Consider the following 20,851-nt stretch of genomic DNA (forward strand, 5'->3'; position numbering starts at 1 on the left):
ACTAATTTTCCATATATTTTGTGGCTAAAATAGGCCCAATTCTCTGTATGATCTTTCCAGTAACTTCAACTGAAGTCCATCCAGCAGTATTAAATGGTGTTCCTTTGTAAGACCCACTCTTATTTTTAAATTTGTAAATATAGTCTTCTGATGTTTTTGGTTCGTCTAGCAATAATACCATTACATATTTAGGTTTAGATGTTGGAAATATAGATACAAAAGTATTAACTTTTGCTTTCCTAGTATAGCCCCCAACTATAGCTTTTTCAGCCGTACCTGTTTTTCCACCAACTTCATACCCCTTTATATTTGCTAATCCTGCTGTACCTTCTTTTGTTGTTACAATTTTTCTTAATGTTTCATTTATTTTTTTTGAAACTCCTTCTTTAATAATTCTCTTTTGATTTTGTTTCTCTTCTAAATTTTTTTTAATCAGGCTTGGTTTAATTTTAAAGCCACCATTCGTAATAATAGCGTAACCTTTTGCTAGTTGTAGTGGTGTTGTAGTTATTCCATGCCCAAATGAGACAGTTGCTAATTTGCATTTACCCCATCTAAATGGAATTGGTTCACCAACTTCCTCAATATCAAAATCTATTTTGCTTAAAACACCTATTTTTTCTAAAAATAACTTTAATTTGTCAATTTCAAGTTTTTGTCCAATCCTAACAGATCCTATATTGCCTGATCTAATTAGAATTTGCTCAACCGTAAGGTCTGATGGAATTTTTTTATCATATTCTGAAATTATATTTTTTCCACATTTTAATTTTTTTTCTAAATTTAAAAACTCTGTATCTATTTTAATTAAACCCTCCTCTAACCCTGCTGCTACAGTAAAGGTTTTAAAAACAGATCCTAATTCATACACACCTTTTGTAGCTCTATTTATAAAATTTATATCACTTACTGTTTCTCTTTTATTAAGATCAAAGTCTGGGTACGAAACCATTGAAATAATTTCTCCATTATTGACATTCATGAGAATTGCTGCACTTCCCTTGCTTCTAAATACTGAGTGAAACTTTATTAGTTCTTCTCTAATTAAAAATTGTATTTCAGTATCAACAGTTAACTGGAGTGGTTCCTTTATCTGTTTTAATCTTTTATCAAAAGATTTTTCTAAACCTGATATTCCATTATTATCATCATCTATTTGTCCAACAATATGACTAAAAAGATTTCTTTGAGGATATATCCTGGTTAGTTTTTCTTCAGACTTAATTGACTTATCTCCAAGCATCATTATTTTTTCATAATTATCTGCACTTATTTTTTTTTCTAAATAAAAATATTTATTTTTTTCAAGTTTTTTAGATATCTCAATGTAATTTTTGTTTGGGAATATTATCTGTAAATTTATTAAAAGTTTTTTTTTGTCTATTACTTCAATGGGATTAATACCTACATCTATAGAACTAACTGTTTTAACTAAATAATTTCCATTTCTATCTATTATATCTGCCCTGTAGTTCTCTTTTATAACTAATGGCTTAATTTCATTCTGTATTTTTAATGATCCTAAATGGAGAAGTTGTATTGAGTAGATTATTGAAATTAATAAAAATACAAAGAAAATAAAAGCTATTCTATTAAACTGTATATTTAAATTCGTTTTGCTTTTTTTATATGAAAATTCATTTTCATACTCCTCTAAGAAAACATTATTTTTTTTATTATTCATCTATAGTTTTCTCTAAGAAGTCACTTACCCTTATATAATTATTTTTTTTAGTGAGCTTTTTGATTTTTGTAATATCAATTTTAATTAAATCTTTTTCGAAGTATTGAGTTTGATATTGAGTTAATTTATCTGGTGAACTTAGATAGTTATATTCTAAAAGTAAGTCGCCTAGCTCTACTTTTAGTGGTCTAATATTTTCATTTACCATAAAAATTTTATCCTCTATTTCTTTTGTTGAGTTTTTTACTAATGATGTAGCTAGGATTAATACAAAAATAATTACAAATACTACTTTCTTCATAATTTTTTAGAAAAATTTTCAATTTTAATTAGATGATCAAACTTCTCCAAAATATCTGTTTCAAAATCATAAAAGTCTTCTTTTTTAATAACATATCTCAATTTTGCAGACCTTGATGGTGGGTTTTCTTGAATTTCTTTTTCAGATGGCACAATTGGTTTTTTACTAATAGATTTGAACAAATTAATTTTTTCTTCACTCTTTGGCATATATCGTGAAACACTTTTATTTTCTGATAAACTTTTAAAGAAATATTTTACTATTTTATCTTCAAGTGAGTGAAATGTAACAACTACTATAACTCCATCTTTTTTAACAACTTTTGCAGCATTAATTAATCCATAAATCAACTCGCTAATTTCTTTATTAACAAATATTCTTAGTGCCTGAAAAACTTTTGTTGCACTATGTGTTTTTAAATTTTTTTTTCTTTTAGAAGATTCAATAATTCTTACCAGTTCCTCTGTTGTTATTTTTCTAGTGGCTCTATCCTCTACAATATTATGTGCTATCCTATTGCTATCTTTTTCATCTCCAAAATATTTGAATATTTGAGCAAGCTCCTTTTCATCTAAACTGTTAATTGCTTCATTTGCAGAAAAGTCATTTATTCCCATTCTCATGTTGAGTTCACCAATAGTCTCAAAAGAGAGACCTTTTTTAGGATCTTTTATTTGTGTGTAAGAATAGCCTAAATCAAAAATTACTCCTTTTATATTTTCATTTTTAAGTTTTAAATTATTTAGTTCACTGAATTTAATATTTTTAAATAAAAGTCTATCATCAAATTCATTTTGAACTTCTTGAGCTTTTTTTAAACTTTCTAAATCTCTATCTAACGCTATAACTTTTGTCCTATCAAAGCTTAGAATTTTCTTTGTATACCCACCTTGACCAAACGTGCAGTCAATGAATGTGCCACCATATTGAGGGGTAATAATGCTAATTACTTCACTTAGCAATACTGGATAATGATTTCTCACATCTGGTATTATGGTGGCTATCATTTATTTTCTTAAAGACCATTAATTTTTTTGTCTTCTTAAAAATGCTGGTATTTCTAGATCATCATCTTCGGAAACATTTTCTGATGTTTCTGAAGATAATAAGCCTTCTGTTTCTGTAGTTTCATCATCTGAACTAAACAAATCTAGGGCACTTTCACCTTCTACACCAAAGTTTTCAAGTCCATTAGAAACATGTTCTTCTTCTGGTAAGTTGACTTCTTCAGATTCATTAATAGCACTAATAGCTTCCTCTGAAAAAGATTGCTCATAATCATTTGATTGTCCATCTTCAACAATATTTTCAATTTCTTGATTAGTAGCATTTTGTTCATTCATCATTTCTGATGATAAGCTATTAGAAGTAGGCTCTGTAATAATCTCATTTTCTAACTTTAATGCGTTTGCACCATGAGAAACTGGGCTTGTCATTGTAGGTGAAAAATTAAATGATTGAGCTGCACCTGAAGTATTAAAGTCAGAATAACCAGGGTTTCTATTCTGTATTCTATGAACCATATTAATTACAGATTTGCTTTCAGGCTGCTGTCCATCTAGTGCTGTTGCAACTATTGATACTCTTATTTTTCCATCAAGAGAAGGGTCTTGTATTGCGCCAATAATAACCTCTGCTTCAGCATCTACCTCTGCTCTAATCTTATTAACAACCTCATCAACTTCAAAAAGCTTAAGATCTTCACCTCCGGTAATATTAACTAATAATCCTTTTGCACCTTTTAGGGTATAGTCATCAATTAAAGGATTGCTAATTGCCATTTCAGTAGCTTTCATTGCTCTTCCATCTCCTTCGGCTTCTCCTGTGCCCATCATTGCTTTACCCATTGAAGCCATTACTGTTTCAACATCAGCAAAATCTAAATTTATTATGCCCGGTCTAACCATTAAATCAGTTACACTTTGCACTCCATGCATCAAAACATTGTTCGAAAGATGAAACGACTCTTTAAAGGTAGTTTGTTCATTTGCAATTTTAAACAAATTTTGATTTGGAATTACGATGATTGTGTCTACATGTTTTCTCAACTCTTCAAGACCTTGTTGTGCTCGTCTCATTCTTGAAGGACCTTCGTATAAGAAAGGAAGTGTAACAACACCTACTGTTAAAATATTTAATTCTTTTGCAGCTCTGGCAATAACGTGAGCTGCCCCTGTTCCAGTTCCACCACCCATACCAGCAGCAATAAAAACCATATTTGAACCTTGTAAAGTATTAACAATTTCATTTAAAGATTCATCCGCAGCTGCTTGACCAATGTCATGTTTAGCTCCTGCACCCAAACCTTTTGTTAAATTTAATCCAATTTGTATTTTTGCTTTTGCTTTACTACGTTTTAAATCTTGTGCATCTGTATTTACAGCAATAAATTCTACACCTTGTAGTCCGTTATCAATCATTTCATTGATTGCATTTCCACCTGCTCCTCCAACTCCTACAACTAATAATCTTGGTTGTAATTCTTTTATCTCTGGTGATTTAAAGTTAATTGTCATTTTTATTTCCCCCCATTGTTATTAAAATGTTTTTTCCCATTTAAGGCTTGCACGATTTAGATTTGCTTTTTTTCTAGCATTCACCTTAAATTTTTCAAATGTTGTTGGTTCCCATATTTGGAATGTTTGACCTTGACCAACAAATAACATGCTATTTTTAATTTTTGCATGTTTTAATAATTTTGTTGAAAGTGAAATTCTCCCCTCACTATCAAATTGTAAATTCATACTTTCAGACAATATAGATGTTGCAAAATAGTCTCTTTTTTCTTCAAATGGATTTAGAGAATCTATACTTGATGAAAGTTTTTCAATTCTATCCTGCGAACATGCTTCAATAGACTGATTGTTAAATGATGGATAGCAAATAACACCATTGTAACCTAAGTTTGAAAGATGAGACCTAAAACTAGCAGGCACTGACACCCTTCCTTTTTTGTCTATTTTGTTCTCGTAAGTTGATAAAAACATAATTTTTATATTTCATAAATTCCGTATATGGGAATATATGGGACAATATGGGTATTTTAAGATTTAGTCAATATGTTCATTTTAGGCAAGTTTGTTGACAATTGTGGGTAACTTTTATGTATCTTTATTAATTCTAAAATCAATTTTTATTTTTAGATCGATACAATCAAAAAAAGAAAAAGAAGAACAGAGGTGATTCAATTATGAATCAAAAGGTGAACATCCACATATTTACAAATTAATTGTTGTGGATAAGTTTGCTAGACAAACTGTAAGCCGGGTTCTGTCATTAAAACTTATCATTTCTCTAGGCTTAAGATCACTCTTAAGCTCAAGCAACTAACCCCGATGACCAGCCAAAGACGGCTTTTAGTTTTACAACAATGTCATCTCTACTTAGTCTTGCTCCCAGTGGGGTTTTCCAGCGTTCATTGTTACCAATAGAACCGGTGCGCTCTTACCGCACCTTTTCACCCTTGCCATGTTATGGCGGTATATTTTCTGTGGCACTATCCCTGGGGTTTCCCCCGCCAGGTATTACCTGGCACTGTGTCTTTGCGGAGCCCGGACTTTCCTCTTTAAAAAAATTAAAGCGATAAATCGTTCATCTAGCAAATGTAATTTATTACTAAACTATAAAACTTCAAGAAAAATTTAATTATATTTCTTTACAAGATTTTTGCTTATAAGTAAGCATTCTCTATCAATCTTGCTATTGATTAACTCTTGTCTATATCTTCTTTGAAAAGCTTTGGTCACATATCTTAAATATCTATCTTTATTTGAGTCTTTTGGAATTCTTGCTGAATATCCAATTTTAAATAAATTACTGAAAAAGAGTTTTTTTTCTATGTTGTTAATTTTGAAATTTCTATTTTTTATTAAGTCTTGCTTTTTTAGTGTATGCCATAAGCCTATTTTATTTTCAGATAAATACTTCCATGGAAATTTTTCCCCAGGATCTTTTTTTCTTTCTGGTGCTATATCCGAGTGTCCTAAAATATTCTTATGACTAATCTTATATTTTATTATTAAAAATTTACTTAATCTTAAAAGAGCAGTTATCTGTTTTGTAGAAAATTTTTTGTAACCAAACTTATGTCCAGGGTTTGTAATTTCTATACCAATAGAATTTTGGTTTAAAAGTTTATAATTTTTCCATGAGGATCTACCTGCGTGCCAAGCTATGTATAAGTCAGGTACTAATTTTACAACCTCTCCATTGTTTTTGATTAAGTAGTGTGAGCTAACCTGAGATTGTATGTTTGTAAGCCTATTTATTGCAGCTGATTCTTTTTTCATTCCTGTGTAATGAAAAATAACAAATTTGATATTTTTAGGTGTTCTTTTATTTCGATTAAAATTTGGAGAATAATTTAACGTTGTTTTTAAAGCCATTATTAGAACATATTTAACACTAAATCTCGATTTACTTTAGTATTATATGTACTATATAATATTCTTGTAATGAAAAAAATTATTATATCATTTTTAATCTCACTAATAATTTCGTCAGGTGTTAATGCGGGGACTGATGGTTCAAAGACTTTATCCAAAAAATCTAAACCTGTTAAAGATTGTTTTGAAGGCTTAAATAGAGCTACATTTTCTTTAAACCAGGGTTTAGATAAAGTAATTTTTAAGCCAGTTGCAAAAGGCTATAGGAGCTTACCATCACCAGTTAGAACTGGGACGAGTAATGTGCTTACCAACATTTCTTCCCTTATAACTATACCAAATAATATTCTACAAGGAAAATTTGAAACCGCTGGTGTTAATACAGGAAGATTTATTGTCAATACAACCATAGGAATTCTTGGGATATTTGATGTGGCTAAAAAAATGGGTTTTTCTGAATATGAAAAAGAAGATTATGGTCAAACACTTGGAGTGTGGGGATTTGGTGCTGGTTGTTATGTGGTATTACCAGTTTTGGGTCCATCAACAATTAGAGATACTGCAGGTTCATTTATAAATGTATTAGGTGGAGACCCTTGGTATAATGCTTCTACACATGGCAATAATGAATATTTGAGTAAATCTGATTATGTGGCAACAAAAATTTTGACAGGAGTAGATTTTAGAGCAAAAAATTTAGAAACCATAGATAATTTAGAAAAAAATTCTTTAGATTTTTATGCATCTGTAAGAAGTCTATATTTGCAAGACAGACAAAGAAAAATTGCAAATACGAGTGCAACTATTGAAGTTTTATATGAGGGTGATTGGGAAGAAGTAGAAAGCCAATAATTATAATAATGATTAAAAATTTTATATAGGTAAGGGTGATGTCATTAAAAAAAATCTTAACTTCTATTTCATTTTTAATAATTTTTTACTCAACTATTGAAAAAGTATACTCGATCGAACCAGATATTTTTGTTCAATCAACAGTCAATAGAGCGGCAAAAACTCTTGGGGGTAATCTTACAAAAGAAGAGAGGGTTGAAGAGCTTAAAAATATTGCTAGTGAAACTGTAGATATAAAAGGTATAGGTTATTATACTTTGGGTACTTTTAGAAAAAATGTTAATAATGAAGAAATTAAAGAGTATGAAATTCTTTTTGAACAATATTTTTTAAAAAGTTTTTCAAGCAGATTAGCTGAATATTCAAATCCAGAAATAGATGTAATATCAAAAAAAAAAATAAATGAAAATTATACAATAGTTTCAAGCATATTAGTTTCAACAGAGCAAAGACCGGAGGTTAAAATTGATTGGAGAATTTATACCAAAGATCCAAAAAACCCCAAGATTAGAGATTTAATTATTGAAGGACTAAGTCTAGTAAGAACTCAAAAAGAGGAATTTTCATCTATAATTCAAAGCAACGATGGAGATATTAATGCCCTTCTTAATAATTTAAGAGATTTCATTAAATAGTTATCAACTAAAATATATTCTTGGTGGGCCCGCCAGGACTCGAACCTGGGACCAATACATTATGAGTGTACTGCTCTAACCAACTGAGCTACAGGCCCCACTAAATTACCTAGCTTTTACTTCTTTTTTAATTTTCATTCAAGTCAAGAATAGCATAATTGCTTTTAAAGCCCTTCATTAAAATTATAAAAAGTTTATTTTGCTTTATAAAACTTAAACTTAACTGGGGTTTATTTTACAAAAATGCAAATATTTTTTTATACATTAATGGTGGGACTGGTTGGTTACGCTCCAACTACCCCTGCAATGTCAATGCAGTACTCTACTATTGAGCTACAGTCCCTTTAAAATTTTAACTTTCTAAAAAGCTTTTTAGTTGTTTGGATCTGCTTGGGTGTTTTAATTTTCTAAGAGCTTTAGCTTCAATCTGTCTAATACGCTCTCTAGTTACAGAAAATTGTAGACCTACCTCTTCAAGTGTATGGTCCGTATTCATTCCAACACCAAACCTCATTCTTAGCACTCTTTCTTCTCTTGGAGTAAGAGTTGATAAAATTTTAGTAGTTGCTTCACTCAAGTTGGATTTAATTGCTTGCTCTAAAGGTGCTAAAGCTTTTGTGTCTTCAATAAAATCTCCTAAACTACTGTCCTCTTCATCACCTACTGGTTTTTCTAGAGATACAGGTTCTTTTGAAATCTTTAAAACTTTTCTAACTTTATCTAAAGGCATTCGTAATTTTTTTGCTAACTCTTCAGGAGTGGCTTCTCTACCAAACTCACTTAAAATTAATCTTTGAGTTCTTACAATTTTATTAATTGTCTCAATCATATGAACTGGAATTCTTATTGTTCGTGCCTGGTCAGCGATAGATCTTGTGATAGCTTGTCTTATCCACCACGTGGCATATGTCGAAAATTTATAACCCCTTCTATATTCGAATTTATCTACAGCCTTCATAAGACCAATGTTTCCCTCTTGAATGAGATCTAAAAATTGAAGACCTCTATTTGTATATTTTTTTGCAATTGAGATAACCAACCTTAAGTTTGCTTCAACCATTTCTTTTTTAGCTATTCTAGATTCTTTTTCACCTTTTTGAACTCTACTAACTAGTTTTTTGTAGTCTGTAACAGAAATTCCTAATTTATGACTTATTTCAATCAATCTCTCTCTTATATTTTTAAACTCATCTTTGTTTTTGGAAAAAAATTGTTTCCACATTGGATTGGTATCAAGAAATTTTTTAAGGTTTGGATTTATTTCATTTCCTATATAAAACTTAATAAATTCATTTCTTGGAATTTTTTGGTCCATTGCTAATCTCAAAAGGTTTCCTTCTAATGAAACAATCTTTTTATTTTCAATGTAGTGTTTCTGAACTAACTCCTCTGTTACGGATGGAGATAGTTGGAGTGATTTAATATTTTCTAAAACATCGCTTACAATTTTTTCATATCCTTTTTCTTTAGCTGTTGAAAAACTTGCTGAATTTAAAATACATTCCAATTTTTCTTTTTGATATTTAATTAATTTTCCATACTCTTTTGTTAGTGTATTAACAGTTTTTAAAACTTTAGGTTTAATTTCAGTTTCCATTGCAGCAAGTGTAGGATTAAACTCATCATCATCATTACTGTCATCATTTTTATCTGTCTCTCCAGAGTTTCTTTGTTTTGCACTTGGACCTGTACTTGCATCCTCCATATAATTAGTATCAATATCTATAATCTCTCTAACTAGAATTTCATCTTTTTGAAGTTTTTCATCCCATTCATAAAACTGTTGGGCTGTGATAGGACTTTGTGCTAGCGCAATCAGCATTACATCTTTTCCTGCTTCTATTCTTTTTGCAATTGCAATTTCACCTTCTCGAGATAAAAGCTCAACTCCACCCATCTCTCTTAAGTACATTCTTATTGGGTCATCACTCTTTTCAATAGTTTTGCCTTCTTCTTTTGATGAATTTTCTTTTTTTCGTAAAATTTTAAAATCTGATTTTTTTTCAACTAATGAAACATTTTCATCTAGAATATGCATAAATGCTTGTTCTAAATTTTCGTCTGAAAGATTTCTTTTACCTAAAGATTTATTTAACTCATCAAAAGTTATAAACCCTCTATGAGTCCCACGCCCCATAAGTCTAGCAAATGATTTTGTAATTATTCTTTCCACAATAGTATATTTGAGAAGACTTATATAAGCGCAATTTGAAAAAAATCCATGTATTTTTTATTAGTTTTAATTGATGTTTTTTTGTTTTTTTAGCTCTCTTATTTGGTTAAAAGTGCTTTCGCTTAAATCTTTGGAAAACTTTGATTCTAGTTCTTCAATTCTAAACTCTAAATCGTAGTTTTTAAGGTCTCTAGAGACCTCTTCTAATAATTCAAACATTTTATTCTGATCATTTTGATGATGATTAAGAATATGCTTTATCGAAGCAAATTTAAAAATTTTTTCTGTTAATTGAGGATCAATAGGAATTTGATCTAAGGTAAGTTTTTCTCCACTCTTTATTTTGGTTATTAAAGTTTCAAGAATTAATTTATTTTCTTCACTAAATAGATTTATATTTTCAATCATATGAATATTTTCTTGAAATAAATCTAAATTATTCATGATTAGATATAATAGGGAAAACTCTTTAAGCTCAACACCACTCAACAATTTACTTTCGTTAAAGTGTTTTTGAGTAGACTGTAATGATTTAATCTTTTTAGTATAAAATTGTTTTTTTCCTACATTGCTATGTGGAGTTAAAGATGAAATTTTTTCCAAGAAAAACTCTAGTACATATTTTTTTATAAAATCATCTTTTATGGTCGCTGCAATAGCTCTTAATTTTTTTTCAAAAATAGCCATTGATGAAGGGTTGTTAGCAGTTTGTTGTTTATAATGATTAAATATAAACTGGTGAATTGAGATTTTTGCTTGTTTAGTAAAGTCAATAAAGTTTGTTTTACCATTTTTATTTGCATAACTATCAGGATCTTCACCATCTGGTAAAAAAAGAAACGAAATTTGTTTTTTTGGTTGTAGTTCTTTAATTGAATTTTCTGCAGCTCTAAGCGCTGCTTTGTATCCGCTCTCATCACCATCAAAACAGATAATTATATCTTCAAAGAATTGGTTGAGCATTAAAATTTGTCTATCCGTTAAAGAGGTTCCTAGATTTGCTACAACATTCTCAATTCCATTTTTACTTAAACCAACTACATCCATATATCCTTCAACTAAATATACATGATCTATTTTATTTGATAATCTTCTAGCTAAATCTAAATTATATAAGTTAGAGCCCTTTTTAAAAAAAGGTGTTTCAGGAGAATTAATATATTTTGCTGAATAACTATTTTCTTGGATAGTTCTTCCTCCCAATCCAATAGGTTGGCCTGAAATATTATTAATCGGAAATATTATTCTATCTCGAAATCTTTCAACGTATTTATTCTTTTTTTCGTCTAAATAAAAAAGACCACTTTCAATTAAAACTTTCTCACTAAATTCATCTTTTAATTTTTCATAAAAATTAGAGTTTCTTTCAACAAATCCAATTTTAAAATTTTTTACTTCATCCTTACTAAGGTTTCTTTTTTTTAAATAGTCTCTCGCAATAGTTAAGCTCTCATTTTTTAAAATTTCATCGTGATAAAATTTAACATATTCATTATAGATTGAGCAATACTCTTGCCAATTTTTTTCACGTTCTTCATCTTGTTTTGAAAATGTGTAAGGTCTCATACCTGCAAGATTTGCCAAAGATTTTACTGCTTCTCCAAATTTTAAATTTTGAGTTTTCATTACAAAATCAAAAATATTTCCATGCTCTGATGTTGCAAAACAATGATAAAATTCTTTTTCATCGTTAACTGTAAATGAAGGTGTTTTTTCAGTTTTAAAGGGTGATAAGCCTACAAATTCTTTGCCTCTTTTTTTTAGACTGACAGACTTTGATACAACTGTCGAAACCTTTAAACGAGTTTTAATTTCGTCTAGATATTCTTTTGGGTATTTCATTATTTATTCAATAGTTCTTTAAGTAAGGGTCCAGCTTTAGCAAAGTCTAGATTGTCAGGGTATGATTTTTTCAATTCACCCATCACTTTACCCATGTCTTTAATTGATGCGGCTCCCAATTTACTTATTGTATCTACACATATTTTTTTAGTTTCTTCATCGTTTAACTGCTGTGGTAAGAAACTAGATAAAAGATCAAATTCATTTTGCTCAACTTCTAGCAAATCTATTCTGTCATTTTTTTTATAGATCTCGATTGATTCGATTCTTTGCTTGATCATTTTCTTTAAAAGTTTTTTAATGTCCTCATCGTCTGTTTTTTTTATGTCGGCACCAGATCGATTAATAATATCAATATCTTTTATTCCAGATAAAATTAACCTGTAGGTTGAGATTTCAACCTTATTTTTTGATTTTAGAGAATTTTTATAGTTAGTTTCAATTTTTTCTTTCAATGTCATAATGTTTTTTAATCTACTGCAAAGTGAAAATTCTTCAAAAGAAAAATTGTTTTTTTATAATTTTATAATACATCTCTGTTGCGATAATTAAGGTTTTATTGTATTAACCTTTAACTCATGAGTTGTAATTGATCAAAAAAGCAAAAAAAATTAGCTCTAACAAAATCTCACAGATTCACACAGGCGTTTTAGTTCTTGAAAATAAAACTATCTTTAAAGGAGTTGGTATTGGCTATCAAGGAACTGCCACGGGTGAAGTGTGTTTCAACACTTCTCTAACCGGATATCAAGAAATTATTTCAGATCCTTCTTATGCTGGGCAAATTATCAATTTTACTTTTCCACACATTGGTAACGTTGGAACTAATAAAGAAGATTTAGAGTCTGATAAAGTTTGGACCAAAGGTGTAATTTTTAACTCTGAGGTAACAAGTCCTTCTAACTATAGATCTTTAGTTAATTTAGATATGTGGTTAAAAAAAAATAAAATTGTTGGAATCACAGGTTTGGACACAAGAGGTTTAACTAATTATATTAGAGATAAGGGAGCGCCTAAAGGTACCATTTCTTTTTCTAATAAAGGTAATTTCAACATTAGTAAATTAGCAAATATTACAGCAAAATGGAGTGGATTAAATAATTTAGATTTAGCAAAACAAGTAACTACTAAAAAAAATTATATTTGGTCAGGTTTTAAAACTTGGAAAAAAGAAACTGGTTACTTAAAAAATAAAAAAAAATCATTACATGTTGTTGCAATTGACTATGGAATCAAAAAAAATATCCTAAGATATTTCTCAAATCTTAATTGTAAAGTAACAGTGGTTTCATGCAAAACGAGTGCAAAAGACATTCTTAAATTAAAGCCAAATGGGATCTTTTTATCTAATGGCCCTGGTGACCCTGCAGCAACTGGAGAATATGCAATTGAAATCATTAAAGAATTAATCAAAAATAATTTACCTATTTTTGGTATTTGTCTTGGTCATCAAATTCTAGCCTTAACACTTGGTGCAAAAACTAAAAAAATGAAACTTGGTCATAGAGGTGCTAACCATCCAGTTAAAAACTTAATTAAAGACAATGTCGAAATTACTAGTCAAAACCATGGCTTTGAAATTGTAAGAGCAACATTACCAAAAAATATTGAAGTAACTCATAAGTCTTTATTTGATAATTGCATTGAAGGAATTAGATTAAAAAATAAACCTGTTTTTTCTGTTCAATATCATCCTGAATCAAATCCAGGACCACAAGATAGTGTTTACTTATTTAAAGAATTTATTAACAACATAAAAAAAAATGCCAAAAAGAAAAGATCTTAAAACTATACTAGTTGTTGGTGCTGGACCAATTATCATAGGTCAAGCATGTGAGTTTGACTATTCGGGTACACAAGCTTGCAAAGCCCTTAAAGATGAAGGTTATAAAGTTATTTTAATTAACTCTAATCCAGCAACTATCATGACAGACCCTGGTGTTGCAGATAAAACTTATATTGAGCCCATAACTCTAGAGGTATTAGAAAAAATTCTAAAAAAAGAAAAACCAGATGCAATTTTACCAACAATGGGTGGTCAAACTGCTTTGAATTTAGCAATGGAAGCGGAGAAAAAAGGAATTCTTAAAAAATATAAGATTGAATTAATTGGTGCAAATTCTAAGGCAATCTCTAATGCAGAGGACAGAAAAAAATTCAGAAAAAATATGTTAGATATTGGTTTGGACTTACCAAAATCTAAAGTGGTAAATCATATTAGAGATGCAGCAAAAGTATTAAAACAAATTGGATTACCTGCAATAATTAGACCTGCATTTACTTTGGGTGGTTTGGGTGGAGGAATTGCCAAATCTGAAAAAGAATATCTTAAAATAGTTAAAGATGGTTTACACGAATCCCCTGTTAGTCAGATTTTAATTGAAGAATGCCTCGAGGGTTGGAAAGAATTTGAAATGGAAGTTGTCAGAGACAAAAAAGACAACTGTATTATTATTTGTTCTATTGAAAACATAGACCCAATGGGAATTCACACGGGAGATTCAATTACAGTTGCGCCTGCCCTAACACTTACGGATAAAGAATACCAAGTTATGAGAAATGCATCTATTGCTTGTCTTAGAAAAATTGGAGTAGAAACAGGTGGATCAAATGTTCAATTTGCAATCAATCCTAAAGATGGCAGAATGGTTATCATTGAAATGAACCCAAGAGTTTCTAGATCTTCAGCTCTTGCATCTAAAGCAACTGGATTTCCAATTGCAAAAGTTGCAGCAAAACTTGCTGTCGGCTACACGCTTGATGAATTAAAAAATGAAATTACCAAAACAACACCTGCTTCTTTTGAGCCAAGTATTGATTATGTCGTAACTAAAATACCAAGGTTTACCTTTGAAAAATTCTCCACTTCTGCGGCAATTCTTGGAACTTCAATGAAGTCAGTTGGTGAGGCCATGGCAATTGGTAGAAACTTTAAAGAATCTCTTCAAAAAGCATTAGTTTCTCTTGAAATTGGCTTTTCAGGCTTAGATAGAATTTTTCCACTTAGCAAAAAAGAAATAGAAAAAGAACTTAAAAAAAATATTCCAAACAGAATATTATTAGCTGCTGAAGCGTTTAGAAAAAAAATAAATATTAAAAGAATTCACCAACTTTGTAAGATAGACCCTTGGTTTTTAGAGCAAATAAAAGAAATTGTTGATGAGGAAAATAAAATTAAAAAAAGAGGTCTCCCTAAAGATTACAATGAATTTAATAGAATTAAATCAATAGGTTTTTCTGATAAAAAATTATCTGAAATTACTAAAATTTCTGAAGACCTTGTTAGAAAAAAAAGAACTGCTTTAAAAGTATTACCAGTTTACAAAAAAGTAGACACCTGTGCTGCTGAATTTAAATCTTTCACGCCTTATATGTACTCAACATACCAAAGAAATTATGCTTTGAACTCAGAGTGTGAAGCAGAGCCTTCTTCAAGAAAAAAAATTATAATTTTAGGGGGTGGACCGAATCGTATAGGCCAAGGAATTGAGTTTGATTATTGTTGTTGCCAAGCAAGTTACGCTCTTAAAGATAGTGGTTTTGAAACTATAATGATTAACTGTAACCCAGAAACAGTTTCAACAGACTACGATACAAGTGATAGACTTTATTTTGAGCCTCTTAAAGAAGAATATGTTTATAATATTATCAAAAAAGAACAGCAAAAAGGAAACCTTGTAGGGATCATCGCTCAGTTTGGTGGACAAACCCCTATAAGACTTGCAAAGTTTTTACATGATAACAAGCTTCCAATTTTAGGTACGCAGTACACATCAATTGATCTAGCTGAAGATAGAGATAGATTTAGAAAATTACTTGATAGATTAAAATTAAAACAAGCAGAAAGTGGTATTGCTAAAACTTACAAGCAAGCCATTCAAATTGCTGAGAAAATTGGTCTGCCTTTAATGGTAAGACCATCTTATGTTCTGGGTGGAAGAGCGATGGAAATTGTTCATGAAAAAAGTCAATTAAAAAACTTTGTAGAAGAGGCATTTAAAGCTGCAGAAGATAATCCGATATTAATAGATAAATTCATTAGTCACGCTATGGAAGTGGATGTTGATGCAATATCTGATGGAAGAGAAGTATTTGTTGCAGGTATCATGCAACATATTGAAGAAGCTGGTATTCACTCTGGTGACTCTGCTTGCGCTTTACCTCCCATATCAATTAAACCAAAGCTGATAACTGAAATAGAAATTCAAACTAAAAAATTAGCTTTGGCTTTAAATGTTAAAGGCTTTATGAATATTCAATTTGCCATTAAAAATGATGAAATTTATGTAATCGAAGTAAATCCAAGAGCAAGCAGAACAGTTCCTTTTGTATCTAAAGCCAAAGGATTACCTTTAGCAAAAATTGCTTCAAGAGTAATGGCAGGTGAAAAGTTATCTAAATTTAATTTAAAAAGTAAAAATAAAAATTTATTTGCAGTTAAAGAAGCAGTGTTCCCTTTTAATAAATTCCCAAATAGTGACTTATTATTAGGCCCAGAAATGAAATCTACAGGTGAAGTTATGGGTTTTGATAAAGATTTTGGTATGGCTTATGCAAAAAGCCAAATTGCTGCCTCAAACTCTTTGCCTACTAAAGGCCTAGCATTTATCTCTCTTAAAGATGGTCATAAAGATGAGGGTGTGGATTTAGCAAAACAATTATTAAAATTAAATTTTACTTTATGTGCTACAGGTGGAACAGCTGAATATATTCGTAAATATGGAATAAAATGCAAAAAAATAAACAAGGTTAGTGGAGGATCTCCTCACATTGTTGATGTATTAAATTCTAAAAAAATCGCTTTAGTTATTAATACAGGTGGTGGAAATAGTGAACATCGTCTTCATGATGCAATGGCTTTAAGAAGAGCAACACTAGGTAATAAAGTTCCTTATTGTACAAACATGTCTACTGCTCAAGCTTGCTTAATGGGGATTAGATCATTAAAAACAAAAGAAATTACAGTAACTGCACTTCAAGACATTAAATATGGCAAATAAAAACTTTGGCTTTGGTACACAAATTAGAAAATCACCTTTCTTTGACTCAACAGTAAAATGGGGAGCAACTGGTTTTTCAGTTTATAATCATATGTATATTCCTCGTGACTTTGGAGATCCTGAGAAAAATTTTTGGAACTTAGTTAAGACAGCAATTCTTTGCGATGTGGCTGTGGAACGACAAGTTGAAATAACTGGCCCTGATGCTTATAAATTTATTCAACTATTAACGCCACGAGATTTAACAAAACTTGCAATTGGGCAATGTAAATATGTTTTGATTACTAATAGTGATGGTGGAATACTAAATGACCCTGTTCTTTTAAGATTGGCAGAAAATCATTTTTGGCTATCTCTTGCAGATAGTGATGTTTTATTTTGGGCTCAGGGAGTAGCTGTTAATTCAAAATTAGACGTAAAAATAGTTGAACCAGACGTTTCACCATTACAATTACAAGGACCTAACTCTGGCGAGATCATGGTGAAATTATTTGGAGAAAGTATTAGAGATCTTAAATATTACTGGCTAAGAGAAATCAATTTTGATGGTATTCCCTTGATAGTTTCAAGAACAGGCTGGTCTAGTGAGCTTGGCTACGAATTATATTTAAGAGATGGCTCTAAGGGTAATAAATTGTGGGAAAAAATAATGTTAGCAGGAAAAGATTTTGGCCTACAGCCTGGTCACACATCTTCAATTAGAAGAATTGAAGGAGGTATGTTGTCATACCATGCAGATGCAGACATCAATACAAATCCATTTGAGCTAGGGTTAGATAGATTGGTAAGTCTAGATAGCAATATTAATTTTATTGGTAAAGATGCACTTAAAAAGATTAAACAAGAAGGTATTAAAAGAAAACAAGTAGGTTTAGAAATTGACTGTAGTGATTTAAAAGGTCCCAATACAACTTTTTGGACTTTATTTTCTGAAACTAAAAAAATTGGAAAAGTGACTTCTGCTGTTTTTTCTCCCAGGATCAAAAAAAATATTGCTCTTGCAATTGTAGATATTGAGTTCTCACAAATTAATACTGAATTAAATGTTCAAATAAATGAAGAAAAATTTAAATGCGTTGTTGTAGAAAAACCATTTTTTGATCCAAAAAAAAAAATTACATCAACATCTTTTTAATGAGAGGATAGGCCAGTATTTGCTATGCTAAAAATCATATCTTCATAGCCCATATCAAGGTTTAGTACGCACGATCTATAGAAATAACCTTTTCGAAGACCTGGCATTAAATTTGCCTCTATAAAATGAGGAACATCTAAATGATCCATTTTAATATCTATTCTACCTAAAGATTTTCCACCTAAAGCCTTAAAAGAGTCTTTTGCTAATTTAGAAAGTTTGTCAAAAACCACAATATCAGAAACAAGAGTAACATTCTCTTCATCATTTTTTTTAACATTAAAATCAAGAATACAATGACCGTCGATATTTTCTTTTACAATAATTTCTATTGGCATAGCTCTTAAAGTTCCATCAATACTATCTTCAAAAATACCAACACTATATTCTTTTCCTGTTAAATATGTTTCAACTAGAGAAGGTGAATTTTGCTTTATTTTAATGTCTAATACTTTTGCTGTAAAACTTTCAAAATTAAATACAATTGAATTTTTGTCTATACCTCTGCTGTCTCCACCAGTTACTGGTTTTATAAAAAGAGGAAATTTTATTGGTATTGAACTTTCAGTTAAATATTCACCCGGGTTTGTTATAAAAAAATCTGCAGTTCTAATATTATTTTGTTGCATAATCTTCTTTGCTCTATTTTTATCGCTTTCATTATCAAGGGCTGCTTTACTTGAAGCAATATATGGAATTTCAAACATTTCTAAATAATCATTTAGCCAAATATTTCTATTGTTAAAAAAGAAGTACTTAACACCAGAGAAAACTAAATCAGGTTTTCTTTTAACCAACGCTTCAAGATCCTCTTCAGAATTAATTTCAGTGATTGAAACATTTTTATATCGTTTAGATAAAATCCTTAGAACATTTTTTTCTTCTAGAATAATTCCAACGTTATCTTGATGCGAGTTTACCTCTCCAAAGTTAGGGACTACAACTATTTCTATCGATTTATTAATCTTTATTGGAATTATATTATTTTTTTTTAAAGGTAAAATATTACCTATTTCTGGAATTCTTTGTTTTACTATATCTTTTATAATCATAATAAATCCAACACATGATCCATGCAAAAAAGCATGAATGATGGGCTATTCTAATAAAGTTGTTTTCTAAAAAATTATTGCCTAAGTAATGAAGTGTAAAATTATCTGGCAGTATCTAAAAAAAACTAAGTGTATGCCCTATAGTGATTGATAGATACAAGTCTTTAAGGTTTTAATGCTACTCGACTTTCCAATCTGTAGGGAAAGTTACGTAATTTACCTGTAAACAACGTCTTTCTTTAATAATCTCTTTTTTTTCCATGCCATGCCAGGTATTTGGGCCACTAGAGAATAGATATCCATAGTTATTTTTGTAAGGAACTGTCTTAACTTTTTCTAATTTTTCATTATAAAAATCTGTACCCAAATTTTCAGACTCATTTGCATTGTTAACAAATATCAAGCCTGATAATAATTTTTCTTTAATATCACAATGTGGTTTTAGCCAAAAACCCTCTCTATCACAAATAACTTCAACTCTTACATATGAGTTAGATAAATCTTTGTTGATCATCTTGGAAATAGTTTCATGGGTTCCTTTTGATTGTAATTCATTAATAAATTTAACTAAATGTGGAAATGCATCTGCATTTTCTTTTGTAACAAAACATCTAAATTTAATTGCCTGTCCTCCAGATGCAATACCTTCTCTGAATTCTGCTGCACCACCATCAATTGCTCTTGTGCCATCATAGGTTAAATTATTCTTACTAACATCTGGTATGTCAGCTTTAATAATTTCTTCAATAGCCCCATCAGTTAAAGCATCATTATACTCCCAATGTTTAAAGGGATCGTTATGTTCCTTGGATTTATTTAAAATTGAATTAAGAAAAGTCATGTTGTTTTATTTTTTCTCTTATTTGCTCAGCTATTTTATTAGTTTCATTTAATTTAGTGTAAGTCCAATTTTCAACAGAATTATTTAATTCTTTTATTATATTTAAAGACTCAAATAAATTAAAAAAACTTTTAAATCTTTGATTGTTTTTAATTGCTGGCATTTGAGCTACATAAATTGGTTTTCCAGTAATTGCAGCTTCTGAAATCATCGAAGTAGAATCGCAAGTAACAACAATATGGTCTGATATTTTTAATGAAGAAAGATAAGCTTTTTTATCAACATCTGGGATCACAATCTGATCTTTATCAAAATAACTCTTGGCTTTTTCAATTATATTTTGAGGAGTTCTCATGGAAGGAACAACTATTAATTGATAGTTATTATTTAAAAAATTTTGCTTAATTTTTGAAAAAATACCCTCTATGACTTGATTATTATAATCATAATATCTAGTAGGCCCTCCTAGTACTAATGTAACGATTTTCTTTTCAGTGCTAATTCTAGATTTTAAATAATTTTCATTTTCATCTAATTCATCATGTGTTAAATAATGTACTGCTCCTTTACTTGTAAATACATTGCTACCTTTTAAACCGTCGTGTTCAGGCACAACTACAAAATCAAAATTATTTAATGAGACTCTAGGTTCTTGAATGTGAATATTTATGATTTTACTCTTAAATTTTTTCTTTAAATAAATTGATGGGATTACACTTTTTCTTCCACAAGAAATAACAATATCAAACTCATTATTAATTTTATTTTTAAAAACAAAATCTTGAACAGGTGTTAATTTTGGTGGAAATAATTTCCAAAAATTATTAAGTTCAATCCTTTCGTGTATAAAATCTAAATCAAGAGCTTTAGCTAGACCTTCTACTTGGCTAATCATGCCGTGCATGCCCTCTGTCAATAATAACCCTTTTAATTTTGTCATTTATCCTTATA

Annotated in this window: 17 protein-coding genes, 2 tRNA genes and 1 other RNA gene; 5 read left to right on the forward strand and 15 right to left on the reverse strand. The window is 29.9% G+C overall.

What is annotated here, in order from left to right:
• Position 1: 1 nt before the first annotated feature.
• The 7 genes from ABXT47_RS04950 to ABXT47_RS04980 all read right to left on the reverse strand — a co-directional run bounded on the left by ABXT47_RS04950 (position 2) and on the right by ABXT47_RS04980 (position 6,370).
• Positions 2-1,684, reverse strand: a complete 1,683-nt coding sequence (locus ABXT47_RS04950) for a peptidoglycan D,D-transpeptidase FtsI family protein (RefSeq protein ID WP_415308027.1) — start codon at positions 1,682-1,684, stop codon at positions 2-4.
• A complete protein-coding gene (locus tag ABXT47_RS04955) occupies positions 1,677-1,985 on the reverse strand; it encodes a cell division protein FtsL (RefSeq protein WP_415308028.1) in 309 nt (102 codons plus the stop codon). The genes ABXT47_RS04950 and ABXT47_RS04955 overlap by 8 nt, the downstream gene beginning before the upstream one ends.
• Positions 1,982-2,992 (reverse strand): 16S rRNA (cytosine(1402)-N(4))-methyltransferase RsmH, encoded by a 1,011-nt coding sequence (gene rsmH / locus ABXT47_RS04960; protein ID WP_415308029.1) that lies wholly within the window; start codon positions 2,990-2,992, stop codon positions 1,982-1,984. The genes ABXT47_RS04955 and rsmH overlap by 4 nt, the downstream gene beginning before the upstream one ends.
• Positions 2,993-3,010: 18 nt before the next feature.
• Entirely contained in the window at positions 3,011-4,501 is a 1,491-nt protein-coding gene (gene ftsZ, locus ABXT47_RS04965) for a cell division protein FtsZ (RefSeq protein ID WP_415308030.1), read from the reverse strand.
• A 21-nt stretch (positions 4,502-4,522) separates the two neighbouring features.
• The gene (gene mraZ, locus ABXT47_RS04970) at positions 4,523-4,972 is read right to left on the reverse strand and encodes a division/cell wall cluster transcriptional repressor MraZ (protein WP_415308031.1); all 450 of its coding nucleotides are present in this window, start codon (positions 4,970-4,972) and stop codon (positions 4,523-4,525) included.
• Positions 4,973-5,228: 256 nt separating this feature from the next.
• Positions 5,229-5,584: RNase P RNA component class A (gene rnpB / locus ABXT47_RS04975), an RNA gene on the reverse strand.
• 42 nt (positions 5,585-5,626) lie between these two features.
• Positions 5,627-6,370, reverse strand: a complete 744-nt coding sequence (locus tag ABXT47_RS04980; protein WP_415308032.1) for an N-acetylmuramoyl-L-alanine amidase — start codon at positions 6,368-6,370, stop codon at positions 5,627-5,629.
• 69 nt (positions 6,371-6,439) lie between these two features.
• On the opposite strand from ABXT47_RS04980, the gene ABXT47_RS04985 reads away from it, so the two are divergent.
• A complete protein-coding gene (locus tag ABXT47_RS04985) occupies positions 6,440-7,222 on the forward strand; it encodes a VacJ family lipoprotein (protein ID WP_415308033.1) in 783 nt (260 codons plus the stop codon).
• A 38-nt stretch (positions 7,223-7,260) separates the two neighbouring features.
• Positions 7,261-7,857 (forward strand): MlaC/ttg2D family ABC transporter substrate-binding protein, encoded by a 597-nt coding sequence (locus ABXT47_RS04990; RefSeq protein WP_415308034.1) that lies wholly within the window; start codon positions 7,261-7,263, stop codon positions 7,855-7,857.
• A 21-nt stretch (positions 7,858-7,878) separates the two neighbouring features.
• Here ABXT47_RS04990 and ABXT47_RS04995 read toward each other — a convergent pair.
• The 5 genes from ABXT47_RS04995 to ABXT47_RS05015 all read right to left on the reverse strand — a co-directional run bounded on the left by ABXT47_RS04995 (position 7,879) and on the right by ABXT47_RS05015 (position 12,333).
• Positions 7,879-7,955, reverse strand: a tRNA-Ile gene (locus ABXT47_RS04995).
• Positions 7,956-8,125: 170 nt separating this feature from the next.
• Positions 8,126-8,200 (reverse strand) — tRNA-Val (locus tag ABXT47_RS05000).
• A gap of 9 nt (positions 8,201-8,209) precedes the next feature.
• On the reverse strand, positions 8,210-10,030 hold the full coding sequence (rpoD, locus tag ABXT47_RS05005; protein WP_415308035.1) for an RNA polymerase sigma factor RpoD: 1,821 nt from the start codon (positions 10,028-10,030) through the stop codon (positions 8,210-8,212).
• A gap of 66 nt (positions 10,031-10,096) precedes the next feature.
• The gene (gene dnaG, locus ABXT47_RS05010) at positions 10,097-11,872 is read right to left on the reverse strand and encodes a DNA primase (RefSeq protein WP_415308036.1); all 1,776 of its coding nucleotides are present in this window, start codon (positions 11,870-11,872) and stop codon (positions 10,097-10,099) included.
• On the reverse strand, positions 11,872-12,333 hold the full coding sequence (locus ABXT47_RS05015; protein ID WP_415308037.1) for a GatB/YqeY domain-containing protein: 462 nt from the start codon (positions 12,331-12,333) through the stop codon (positions 11,872-11,874). Before ABXT47_RS05015 ends, dnaG begins: the two co-directional genes overlap by 1 nt.
• 128 nt (positions 12,334-12,461) lie before the next feature.
• Between ABXT47_RS05015 and carA the strand changes: the two genes are divergently transcribed.
• Genes carA through ABXT47_RS05030 form a run of 3 tightly spaced genes read left to right on the forward strand, consistent with a single transcriptional unit; the run spans position 12,462 to position 18,007 of the window.
• Positions 12,462-13,658: a glutamine-hydrolyzing carbamoyl-phosphate synthase small subunit gene (carA, locus tag ABXT47_RS05020; RefSeq protein ID WP_415308038.1), complete on the forward strand. Its 1,197-nt coding sequence runs from the start codon at positions 12,462-12,464 to the stop codon at positions 13,656-13,658.
• Entirely contained in the window at positions 13,636-16,872 is a 3,237-nt protein-coding gene (gene carB / locus ABXT47_RS05025; RefSeq protein ID WP_415308039.1) for a carbamoyl-phosphate synthase large subunit, read from the forward strand. The genes carA and carB overlap by 23 nt, the downstream gene beginning before the upstream one ends.
• Positions 16,862-18,007, forward strand: a complete 1,146-nt coding sequence (locus ABXT47_RS05030; RefSeq protein WP_415308040.1) for a glycine cleavage T C-terminal barrel domain-containing protein — start codon at positions 16,862-16,864, stop codon at positions 18,005-18,007. The genes carB and ABXT47_RS05030 overlap by 11 nt, the downstream gene beginning before the upstream one ends.
• Here the strand turns inward: ABXT47_RS05030 and ABXT47_RS05035 are convergent.
• The 3 genes from ABXT47_RS05035 to ABXT47_RS05045 all read right to left on the reverse strand — a co-directional run bounded on the left by ABXT47_RS05035 (position 18,004) and on the right by ABXT47_RS05045 (position 20,840).
• Positions 18,004-19,059 carry a D-alanine--D-alanine ligase gene (locus ABXT47_RS05035; protein ID WP_415308041.1) on the reverse strand — a complete coding sequence of 352 codons (1,056 nt, stop codon included), beginning with the start codon at positions 19,057-19,059 and terminating at the stop codon, positions 18,004-18,006. The two genes, ABXT47_RS05030 and ABXT47_RS05035, sit on opposite strands and share 4 nt — an antisense overlap.
• A 178-nt stretch (positions 19,060-19,237) precedes the next feature.
• Positions 19,238-19,900 carry a hypothetical protein gene (locus tag ABXT47_RS05040; protein ID WP_415308042.1) on the reverse strand — a complete coding sequence of 221 codons (663 nt, stop codon included), beginning with the start codon at positions 19,898-19,900 and terminating at the stop codon, positions 19,238-19,240.
• Positions 19,887-20,840, reverse strand: a complete 954-nt coding sequence (locus ABXT47_RS05045; protein ID WP_415308043.1) for a mitochondrial fission ELM1 family protein — start codon at positions 20,838-20,840, stop codon at positions 19,887-19,889. The genes ABXT47_RS05040 and ABXT47_RS05045 overlap by 14 nt, the downstream gene beginning before the upstream one ends.
• Between the last annotated feature and the right edge of the window lie 11 nt (positions 20,841-20,851).

The sequence above is a fragment of the Candidatus Pelagibacter sp. Uisw_099_02 genome (assembly GCF_047727625.1).
Taxonomy (GTDB): domain Bacteria; phylum Pseudomonadota; class Alphaproteobacteria; order Pelagibacterales; family Pelagibacteraceae; genus Pelagibacter.